This is a genomic window from Candidatus Binatia bacterium (assembly GCA_036382395.1).
GTDB lineage: Bacteria > Desulfobacterota > Binatia > HRBIN30 > HRBIN30 > JAGDMS01.
The window spans coordinates 1-9,618 of sequence record DASVHW010000065.1; the positions used below are offsets into that span (position 1 = coordinate 1).

Genomic DNA, 9,618 nt, shown 5'->3' on the forward strand with positions numbered 1-9,618 from the left:
GGCTCGGGCATTGCGATCAGCGCCTATTGCCACCGAGGGTATAGCCTTCGCTGGAGCAGGTGAAAGGAGCGTCGAGATGGCTGGCGGTAAAACGTTCAAGCGGGATCAAAAGCGTCGCAAAGAAATGGCCCGTAAACTGAAACAGGAAGAGAAGTTGAAGAAGAAGATGGAGCGCCGTGAGGCCAAGAAAACGGATGGGGAAGAAGGCGAAGAAGGCGCGGAACCTGCCGGCGACGGCTCCACAGTTCTCTAGGCCATCGTTCGAGAAAAACTTTCAAGTCACCTGCCTACGCGGCGATCCGGGCGGGTCGCCGCCGTTTCTGACCCCGGTGCGTCAGGGGTCGCAACCAGCCGCAATGAACACCTCGCTGGCGTCCTCTCAGTACCACGGCGGAGCGCTAGGGCGACCCTATCATCAGGGCTTAGGCGTCCGTGTCGGTTTAAGCGTCGGCGTCGGTTTGGGCGTCGGCGTCGGTTTCGGCGTTGGTGTGGGCGTTTTATTGTTCGTGACGGTTGGCGTTGCTGTTGCGCCCGACGTCGTCCGGGCCGTCGGTGTCCGTGTCGGCGTTGCGCACTTCATATCCGTCGGATAGTGATAGCCGAGGTCAGCCGAACTGCAATCAGGCGCTCCGCTTTCTTGGGTCGTTCCCGATCGCAGTAAGCCAGCAAGGTTCACGGCAGTCGCGGGATCACCTGCGCCAATCGCCGGACTGCCGGCTGCCAGGTGAAAGTCCGGAGCGACGCCGGTCGGATGCATGAACTGCGGGTCGGTCGAAAGGTCGTGTGCTCCGAGAGGAACACCCACCGCGTACCCATCGGTGTTGAGGTTGTAGTCCGCTCGGTACCCCGTGATCGAATTCGGATCGACGGCGATGCCTATCGGACTGTTCATATCGACGATGTTATTCTCCACTTCCACATTGGGTGATGGACCGTTGGTGTCGCCGATGGCTATCCCGACAGCGGTATTGCCGTACACCGTGTTGTTGATGAGCCGCGTGTGGTCCGAGCCGAGCGCACGTACACCCGCACCGGAGTTGTCGAAGACCCGGTTGTTGAACACCAGCCCCCCACCGGATGCCGTCAGGAGCACGCCGTCACCCTGGTTGTGCCCAATCACACAGTCTTGCACGGTCGTTCCGGGACTGCTCTCGACCGAGAGGCCCGCCGTCACAGCTCCTCGGAGGGTAAAGCCATCGATCAGCACCGCCGACCCTTCCGGTATGCCGGAAAGCGCAATTGCGTTAGGCGCGCCAGCCGCATCGATCGTGATCGGCTCGGCAGGACCGTTCGTCATTGCCCCGGTGACATCGGCGACCAAGTCAAGCGGTCCCCTGACATCTCCGGCAGCGATCGTAAACGCCGCATACAGGCCGGGGCTGACGATGATCTTCGCTCCGGGAGGGGCAGTCCGCACAAAATCAATGATGCTCTGGCCACTAGGAACGATCACGACGGGTTGCGGGGTGGACGTTGGCAAGGGCGTGTGGATGGCCGCCACGGTTCGCGTTTTCTGGTTTGCACTGCTGCTTCCACCGCTACTACTGCCGCCGCCCCCGCAGGCTTGCCATAGAAGGCCGGTCAGGCAGAGCGCAAGCAAGGTTGCGTGTTTGTTGGTTAGGTTGGTCGAACTCATGGGACTCCAAGTTCCGCAGTGATTTGCTGAGCTTCGATTAACGCATTGTTCACACCTTATGTCCAATAAATTCGCGCAGATCATCGGCAAGCAACAGCGGTCGATGAAGACGTCTACGACCGTCGTCGTTGCACGAAGGCGCGCTCGACCGCGACCGCACCGAAGCCCAACTTGGTCAGCGCCTTGGGCAGCAGGCTGAGTTCCGCTTCCACACGTGCCACCTGCGCCGGTGTGAGCCGCTTCGGCCAGCGCAGGCGGATTTCGGCAACGGTTTTCCCCTCCAGCTCCGGCATACGCCATTGGCGCCGAGCCGGCGCGCTCTCTTTGGCGTCTCCCGTCTTGACGGTTGCGGCCTCCCGCGTCGGCCGGCGCGGTTCCGCTCCGCCGAACAGTGAGCCTTGTTCCTCTACTCTTTGCCGCTTGCGTGCCATTCTCTGGGGTGGGACCTATGACGACAGCGGCTGCTCAGGCGCCGAGTGCAGTAATCTCAAGATCTCATCGTGCACCAGGCCGTTGGAGGCGATGGCGTTGCCGCCGTAGATGGTTGCCACCCCGTTGAAGTCGGTGAAGCGGCCGCCGGCTTCCTCGATAATGATCTTGATGGCGGCCAGATCCCACGGCTTGAGATCCACTTCCACCATCGCTTCGGCCTGCCCGCGGGCAACGAAGGTGTGACCAAAATAGTCACCGAAGCCGCGTTGCCGGCCGGAGGCCCGTACGAGCCGCTCAAAGCCGTCCCAGCGGCCCACGCGCCGGAAGATGTCGAGGCCGCCGAACACCACCATGCCCTGGCGCAGCGCGCTGATGGATGAGACCTGCAGGCGGCCGTTTCGATCGAATGCGCCGGCACCTCTCTCTGCATAGAGCAGGTCGTCGATGGCCGGCGCATAGATCACGCCTGCGGTCACCTCACCGCCTTCCTCCAAGCCGATGAGCGTGGCGAAATAGGGTATGCCGCGGATGAAATTCTTGGTTCCGTCGATGGGATCGATGATCCACTTGGTGCTCGCACCGACGCTGCCTGCTTCGCGTTCACCGAACTCCTCACCCACGACACCGTAGTCCGGAAAGCTGCCGCGCAGGACCTCAACGATGCGCAGCTCGCACTCCCGGTCGGCCTGTGTCACCGGAGACCGGTCTCCTTTGTAGTCGACTGTCAGCTGCGTGCGGAAGTATCGCAACGCCACCTCACCTCCCGCTTTCGCCGCCGCAATGGCCACTTCGAGCCGCTTGTCCATGGTCGCGACTGTAACCCAGCTGAGAGCTGGCTGCCAGCGGCGGCGGGCGCATGACGTGCGCCCGCCGCTGCTGAACACTGATTGCTGACCGCCGAGTGCTATTCTTTATACGTGGTTTTCGCCTGCGAGAGCACCACATTGCCCTTCTGCGTCTCGCCCTGCACGATGGCTTCACCCGGACCCGTGCGCCAGATCTTGGTCACGATGGTGTCGCCGTAATAGACCTGATCGGCGAACCGCGCTTCAAACGACTTGAAGCGCGCCGGATCTCCCCCGCACACGGTGCGTAGGATGGCGCGGCCGACGAAACCGTAGGTGCACAGGCCGTGCAAGAAGGGCTTTTGAAAACCGGCCATCTGGGCGAAGTCAGGATCGATGTGGATCGGGTTGCTATCACCGCTGAGGCGATAGATCGCACCTTGCTCCGGCCGGACAACGTCTTCGACGACGTGATCCGGCTTGCGGTCGGGGGCCACGTTCAAACCCGCCGTCGACGGCCCGCGTTCGCCGCCAAAGCCGCCGGCACCGCGGATGAACAACGTCGCCTTGGTGGTGAGCAGCGGACCCTTGTCGTCCTCCACGATGCCTTCGGCGCCAATCACCGCGGCCTTGCCTTTGTCCCACACTTCACTGATGCGGCCGATCACCCGCACCTTCCCCTCAGGCGGAATCTCGCGGTGCAACGTGATGGCCTGTTCGCCGTGCAGCAACATCGCCAGGTTTATTTCGACGTTGCCGATCAATCCGCCCATCGACATCATGCCCGGGATCACCGCATAGGTCGGCAGCACCTTAGGGCCTTTGTTTTCGTACACGTATTCGAGTTCCCCCTCCGGCTTGGCTCCCACCCCAAGCGCGTAGAGGATGACGTCTTTCGACGTCCACGAGTACGGTACCGGTTCGAATGTCAATCCAACCAGGTCGCGAGAGATTTGTTTGCTCATGGCCGACCCTTTTTGAAGAAGTTTTCGACGGTGTCAAGCCCAGACCTTCCAAGCCCCCAAGCCCTCACGCCCTCTTTGAAGGGGCTTGGGGGCTGGCGCGGTCTTGAGCCTCCCCACGCGGGCTTCGCCGTCGCGTCATCTCCGATCGCGAACCGATCCCGAACCTGTTGTCCCCGCCGCTGGAATCGGATTAGAGTGCGCCCCATGTCGACGGCGCCACTCAGCCATCTGAGCGTTCTGGACCTCACCGATCTTCGCGGCGCGCTAGCGGGTCGGCTGCTCGCCGACTTGGGTGCCGACGTCATCAAGGTGGAGCCGCCGGGCGGCGATCCGGGCCGCTTGCAGCCACCGTTCGTCGGCGGCATTGCGGCGCCCGATCGATCGCTGCCGTTCTTGTATCGCAACGCCAACAAGCGCGGGGTGGTCATCGACCGGCGCGATCCGGCCGGCCGCCGCCGCTTCGCCGAGCTCTGCGGGCACACCGACATCCTGCTCGAGAACCTGGGCCGTGAGGGGCAGCGCCGCCTCGGCCTTTCTCCCGCCGAGGTCCGCGCCCATCATCCCCGTCTCATCCACGTGGCGATGGCGGATTTCGGACTTTCGGGACCACGCGCGGACTGGCGTCTCGAGCCGTTACCTGCCTTCGCCGCCTCCGGTGCGCTGCATGCCGCCGGCTTCCCTGATCTGCCGCCGTGCTGGCTGCCGGGATACGTCGCACATGACTGCGCCTCGGTGTTCGGCGCGGCCGGCGCACTCATCGCGATCCTCGACCGCGCACGACACGGCGAAGGCCAGACCATCGAGGTCTCGGTCCAAGAAGCGGCGTTGAATGGACTCAACCCGTGGTCGATCCCGCTCGCCGATTACGCGCGGCTGTACCCCATAGTGCCGCCGGCACCGCCGCGCAACGCCGACGGCCTGTACCTGGTGTTGCCCACGGCAGATGGTTACGTGCGCGTGCTTCCGGGCACACCGCGACACTGGCGGGCGTTCGTGACGCTGATGGGGAGCCCTGAAGCCCTGGCAGGCCCCGAGTGGGAATTCCCGCTGTACCGCTTGCTCAACGGGGATGTGATTCGCCTGCTGGCAACGGACAGCTTGCGCGAACGTTCCCGGGCGGAGGTGTTTGCCGAGGCACAGCGACTAGGTCTTCCACTGGCACCGGTCAACACCCCTGACGAGTTCGTTGCCGAGGAACAGACGCGGAAGCGTGCCTATTTCCAGCAAACGGGTTTTCCGCAGCTTGGCGACGCGCCGTTTGCGCCGGCGCCGCTCAATTTCTCGGTCACTCCCGCGGTGCTGCGGCATCCGGCGCCTGCCCCGGGCCAGGATGACCGTGCCGGCTTCTCCGCACGAACGCCGGAACCTCCCAGCGGCGCAGCTGGCGCGCCGTTACTCGCCGGCAAGCGCGTCATCGATCTCGGTGTCGGCGCCGTGGGCCCGGAGGTGTGCTGGGTCTTGGCCGAGCTCGGCGCCGAAGTCATCAAGATCGAATCCCGACAAAACCTCGACTTCTTGCGCGCCGTCACCGTCGAACCCGATCAACCGAACCGCGCCTGGACGTTCAACACCGAGGCCCGCGGGCAGAAGAGCGTCTGCTTGAATCTGCGCACACCTCGGGGTCGGGAGCTGGCGCTGCGGCTGTGTGCCACCGCCGACGTGATCGTCGAAAACAACCGGGGCGGGGTGGTCCGGCAATGGGGGCTCGACTACGACGATGTCCGCCGCGTGCGGCCGGACATCGTCTACATGGCCTCGCAAGGCTTCGGGCGGGGCGGACCGCTGGGTGAGGCCGCGTCGTTTGGGCCGCTGAACTCGTCATTCGCCGGCACCAATTGGCTGTGGAATCATTCCGCTGCTCCCTACCCGGCCGGCTGTGCGCTGAACCATCCGGACCACATCGCCAGCAAGCTCGGGGCGGTTGCCGTGCTGGCCGCGCTCGAACATCGGCGCCGCACCGGTGAGGGTCAGTTCATCGAGATGGCACAAACCGAAGCCGCCGCGTATTTCCTCGGGGAGTTCTACCTCCAAGGACCATGCACTGGACGTGCACCCCAGCAGCAAGGCAACGCCTCCGAATACGCCGTGCCGCACGGCGTCTACCCGTGCGCTGGGGAGGATCGCTGGTGCGCCATAGCCGTGGTTGACGATGCGACTTGGCAACGGTTTGTGACGGGCGTGGGGTGGCCCTCTGAAGACCGCTTCGCCACGATCCAAGGCCGGCTCGCCGCACGCGCGGAAATCGACGCGCGGGTTGCCGAGTGGACACGCGGGCGGGCTCCGGAAGACGCCGCGGCGGCGCTGCAAGCCGCCGGCGTATCGGCCATGCCGGTGCAGAATCCCGACGATCACCGCGCCGACCCGCATCTGGCCGCCCGCGGCGCGATTGTCACCGTCGAACACGCGGAGATCGGCCCCGAGCGGCACATCGGGAATCCCCTGCGCATGAGCCGCTCACAGCTCATCACGGCCGGTGCCGCCCCGTTGCTGGATGGAGACACGAAAGACATCCTCACTCATGTTCTCGGACTCGAAGAGGCCGAAGTGGACAAGCTGATCGCCGATGGTGTCTGCGGCTGATTTGCGCCTACACCATCCGAGCGCCCAGCCGCCGGCAATGTGTCGCCTCAGGACCCTCCGCATATGACGGCCTCTGATACCTACTACCGCGAGCACTGGGAGCGGATCGACCCGGAGCACATCCCCATCTACGAGGAACTCTTCCGCTGGCGGCCGAACATGGAACCCATGATCACCGGGGCACAGATTGCGCCGGGGTTGCGCGTCATCGACTACGGCTGTGGCCCCGGCTTCTTGGCGATCGAACTGGCCAAGCGCGTCGGGCCGAGCGGCCGAGTCGTCGGCTGTGACCTGAACGAAGAGTTCCTGCGCCGGGCACGGGCGCGGGCCGAAAGCGAAGGCCTGGCCGAGCGTGTCGACTGGCACCACATCGTCGACGGCCGAATTCCCGCGGAGGACGCGTCCGTCGATCGCGTGATCTGCAAGAACGTACTCGAATACGTTCCGGATCTGCACGCCACCCTGTTGGAATTCCGCCGCGTCCTGAAGCCCGGCGGGCTGGCGCATGCCATTGACAGCGATTGGGGCGCCCTGATCATTGAGCCGCTCGGGCCCGAGCGGGTGGCGCGTCTGCTGACGGCAGCGCAGCCCGCCTACAAGGAGCCACTGGCCGGCCGGAAACTGTACGGCGCCATGCGCCAGGCTGGATTCGGCGAAGTCAAGCTGGAAGTGCTCGCACGTCCCGACACCCGTGGGCTCTTGTTTCCAATTGTCATGAGCCTCGTGATGTACGCGCAGGAGTTCGGCCGGCTCGCGCCGGACGAGGCGGACATGATCACCAACGACTGCCAGGCCGCCATCAACGACGGCACGTACATGCTGTTCCTCCCCCAATTCCTCGTCACCGGTCTGAAGTGAGTGCGGGCTTTGGCACGATGGGTGCAGTTGGAAGTCCCGAGGTTTGCAGATCAGCCTATGACCACACGTGTCGTTCTCATCCTTGCCATTGGCGCCCAGGGCGTGTTGTAGGTTCTGGTAACGGACGGAGTCCCGCACATGCGGGCATTGTGAATTGACTACGAGAAGGAGAGTTCATGGCACGTATAGATGGCGGCGAGATGCTCATTCGGGTGCTCAAGCAGCAGGGAATCAGAGAGATCTTCACCCTGCACGGTGGGCATCTCGACGCCATCTTTCAGGCGGCCTTGGACCACAACATCCGCCTGATCGATACGCGTCACGAGCAGGCGGCCGGACATGCAGCGGACGGCTGGGCCCGCACCACGGGCCGGCCCGGCGTCGCCATCGTCACCGCGGGGCCAGGGGTAACTGACGTGGTCACAGGGGTGGCCAACGCCTACCTGGACTGTATTCCGACACTCATCATCGGCGGCGCCGCGCCACTGGTGGATGCGGAAACGCTGCCACTCCAGGGCGGCATGGACCAGGTAGCCATCATGCAGCCGATCACCAAATGGGCCCACCGCATCACCCATTCGCAGCGCATCCCCGAGCTCGTGGCCCAGGCACTGCGGATTGCCACCACCGGGCGCCCCGGGCCCGTCTTCCTCGAGATCCCGGCCGACGTGCTGTTCAGACGTACGGACGAATCTGACGTCATCTTCCCCCAGCGCATCAAGCTGGACGCGCGGCCGGCGCCACCGGCCGCGGCCGTCGACCGGGCGATCGAGTGGCTGCTGGCCGCGGAGCGTCCCGCCATCATGGTCGGGGGCGGCGCCTGGTTTTCCGGCGTCGGGGCAGAGCTGGTAAAATTCGCCGAGCACACGGGCATACCGGTTTTCGCCAACACCAAATCGCGCGGCATGGTCCCTGATGACCATCCACTCGGAGGCCGCGGCTTTTCGACTCTGGGTGCGCTGGCGCAGATGGGCGGCGACAGGCCGGACGTGTTGCTCATTTTGGGCGCCCGGTTGGGACTCTTCACCGCCGGCCGCAGCGGAATGATCATTCCGCACACCGCGCGCGTCATCCAGGTCGACATCGAGGGACAGGAGATCGGACGCAACCGCGATATCGATCTCGGCATCATGGCGGACGTGCATGAGACGGTGCACGCCTTACACGCCGCCGCCCGCCAGAAGAAATGGCCGGACCGCTCCGCATGGCAGGAAGCGGTGCGCCAGGTCCGCGGGTTCGCGGACGCGCTCTTCGCCGAGGCGCTGGCGAACAAGGAACCGCCCATCCATCCCTACCGGCTGGCGCGCACCCTGGCGACCACCGTGGAGCCTGACGCCATCGTCGTGGCCGACGGCGGCGAGACCTCGTCGTGGATGGATATGGCCGCCGAGATCCGGCGGGGCGGGCACTGGCTGTCGCACGGCTATTTGGGCTGTCTCGGCGTCGGCATGCCGTTCGCGATCGCGGCGAAAGTCGCCCACCCCAACCGCCAGGTGGTGTGCATCACCGGCGACGGTTCCGTGGGCCTCAATTTCGCGGAGTTCGACACCATGGTGCGTCACCGGCTCAACATCGTCACCGTGGTCAACAACGATCAGCAATGGGGCATGTCGGCGCACGGGCAAGAGCTGATGTACGGGAAGGACCGCAGGGTGGTGACGGCGCTCGGCCCGACACGCTACGACCTCGCCGCCGCCGGTTTCGGCTGTCACGCGGAGTATGTCGAAGACCCGAACGACCTGGTACCCGCGCTGCAGCGGGCCTTGGCCAGCGACCGCCCGGCCTGCGTCAACGTGATGACCGACCCCAGCGTGATCTCGCCCGTCACCCGGATGATGGTGGCGTCGGCCGCACCCAAGCCGGACGACGGCAACGACGCGGTTCGCATGCCCTATTACGGGGAACGTAAAGTGTAACGATCAGGAGGCCGACATGGACGTGGACTTCTCAGGCAAGTGGCACAATCAGCATCACTCGGAGCTGAACCTCACCGTCAGTGATGACGGAATAGTTTCCGGCACCTTCCACACAGCAGTGGGTTCTCCCAGCCCCGCCGAGGGATTCCCACTGACCGGGTTTGTGTGTGGCGACCTGATCACCTTTTCCGTGAGCTTCGGCAAATTCCAATCCGTCACCGCGTGGGCCGGGCAACACACCGTCGAAGATGGCGTGGAGGAGATTGAGACGATGTGGCACCTGGCGGTCAATATCGAAGACCGCGCCGAAAAGGATTGGCTGTGGTCGGGGATCCGGTCCGGCGCGGACACCTTTCTTCGCGGTCGCAGTCCCGCAGGAGCCCGCCGGAGCAGATCTGCCCCCTCGCATCCGCTGGGTCGCCTGAAGGTCAAGTGAACGCCGCACC

Annotated in this window: 9 protein-coding genes; 5 read left to right on the forward strand and 4 right to left on the reverse strand. The window is 64.6% G+C overall.

The window, feature by feature from the left end:
- On the forward strand, nt 1–253 hold a 253-nt coding region (locus VF515_03710), incomplete at its 5' end, for a hypothetical protein (GenBank protein ID HEX7406740.1).
- A 162-nt stretch (nt 254–415) separates the two neighbouring features.
- On the opposite strand, the gene VF515_03715 is transcribed toward VF515_03710, so the two are convergent.
- The 4 genes from VF515_03715 to VF515_03730 all read right to left on the reverse strand — a co-directional run bounded on the left by VF515_03715 (nt 416) and on the right by VF515_03730 (nt 3,818).
- Nucleotides 416–1,501 (reverse strand): right-handed parallel beta-helix repeat-containing protein, encoded by a 1,086-nt coding sequence (locus VF515_03715; protein HEX7406741.1) that lies wholly within the window; start codon nt 1,499–1,501, stop codon nt 416–418.
- A gap of 248 nt (nt 1,502–1,749) precedes the next feature.
- Nucleotides 1,750–2,067: a hypothetical protein gene (locus tag VF515_03720; protein ID HEX7406742.1), complete on the reverse strand. Its 318-nt coding sequence runs from the start codon at nt 2,065–2,067 to the stop codon at nt 1,750–1,752.
- A 15-nt stretch (nt 2,068–2,082) separates the two neighbouring features.
- Nucleotides 2,083–2,874, reverse strand: coding sequence for an inositol monophosphatase family protein (locus VF515_03725; GenBank protein ID HEX7406743.1), 792 nt, complete (start codon nt 2,872–2,874; stop codon nt 2,083–2,085).
- Between the two features lie 98 nt (nt 2,875–2,972).
- Complete coding sequence (locus tag VF515_03730; protein ID HEX7406744.1) at nt 2,973–3,818, reverse strand: MaoC/PaaZ C-terminal domain-containing protein; 846 nt, start codon at nt 3,816–3,818, stop codon at nt 2,973–2,975.
- Nucleotides 3,819–4,022: 204 nt separating this feature from the next.
- Here VF515_03730 and VF515_03735 point away from each other — a divergent pair, with 204 nt between their 5' ends.
- The 4 genes from VF515_03735 (at nt 4,023) to VF515_03750 (ending at nt 9,608) form a co-directional block, all read left to right on the forward strand.
- On the forward strand, nt 4,023–6,398 hold the full coding sequence (locus VF515_03735) for a CoA transferase (GenBank protein HEX7406745.1): 2,376 nt from the start codon (nt 4,023–4,025) through the stop codon (nt 6,396–6,398).
- Nucleotides 6,399–6,461: 63 nt separating this feature from the next.
- The gene (locus VF515_03740) at nt 6,462–7,256 is read left to right on the forward strand and encodes a methyltransferase domain-containing protein (GenBank protein ID HEX7406746.1); all 795 of its coding nucleotides are present in this window, start codon (nt 6,462–6,464) and stop codon (nt 7,254–7,256) included.
- Between the two features lie 176 nt (nt 7,257–7,432).
- Nucleotides 7,433–9,172, forward strand: coding sequence for a thiamine pyrophosphate-binding protein (locus VF515_03745; protein ID HEX7406747.1), 1,740 nt, complete (start codon nt 7,433–7,435; stop codon nt 9,170–9,172).
- Between the two features lie 16 nt (nt 9,173–9,188).
- Nucleotides 9,189–9,608 carry an avidin/streptavidin family protein gene (locus VF515_03750; protein HEX7406748.1) on the forward strand — a complete coding sequence of 140 codons (420 nt, stop codon included), beginning with the start codon at nt 9,189–9,191 and terminating at the stop codon, nt 9,606–9,608.
- Nucleotides 9,609–9,618 lie beyond the last annotated feature (10 nt).

Excerpts from the sequence above, each read along its gene's own strand:
- VF515_03745 (HEX7406747.1), top strand. The coding sequence starts at position 7,433 with ATGGCACGTATAGATGGCGGCGAGATGCTCATTCGGGTGCTCAAGCAG.
- VF515_03725 (HEX7406743.1), bottom strand. The coding sequence starts at position 2,874 with ATGGACAAGCGGCTCGAAGTGGCCATTGCGGCGGCGAAAGCGGGAGGT.
- VF515_03720 (HEX7406742.1), bottom strand. The coding sequence starts at position 2,067 with ATGGCACGCAAGCGGCAAAGAGTAGAGGAACAAGGCTCACTGTTCGGC.
- VF515_03735 (HEX7406745.1), top strand. The coding sequence starts at position 4,023 with ATGTCGACGGCGCCACTCAGCCATCTGAGCGTTCTGGACCTCACCGAT.
- VF515_03740 (HEX7406746.1), top strand. The coding sequence starts at position 6,462 with ATGACGGCCTCTGATACCTACTACCGCGAGCACTGGGAGCGGATCGAC.
- VF515_03730 (HEX7406744.1), bottom strand. The coding sequence starts at position 3,818 with ATGAGCAAACAAATCTCTCGCGACCTGGTTGGATTGACATTCGAACCG.
- VF515_03750 (HEX7406748.1), top strand. The coding sequence starts at position 9,189 with ATGGACGTGGACTTCTCAGGCAAGTGGCACAATCAGCATCACTCGGAG.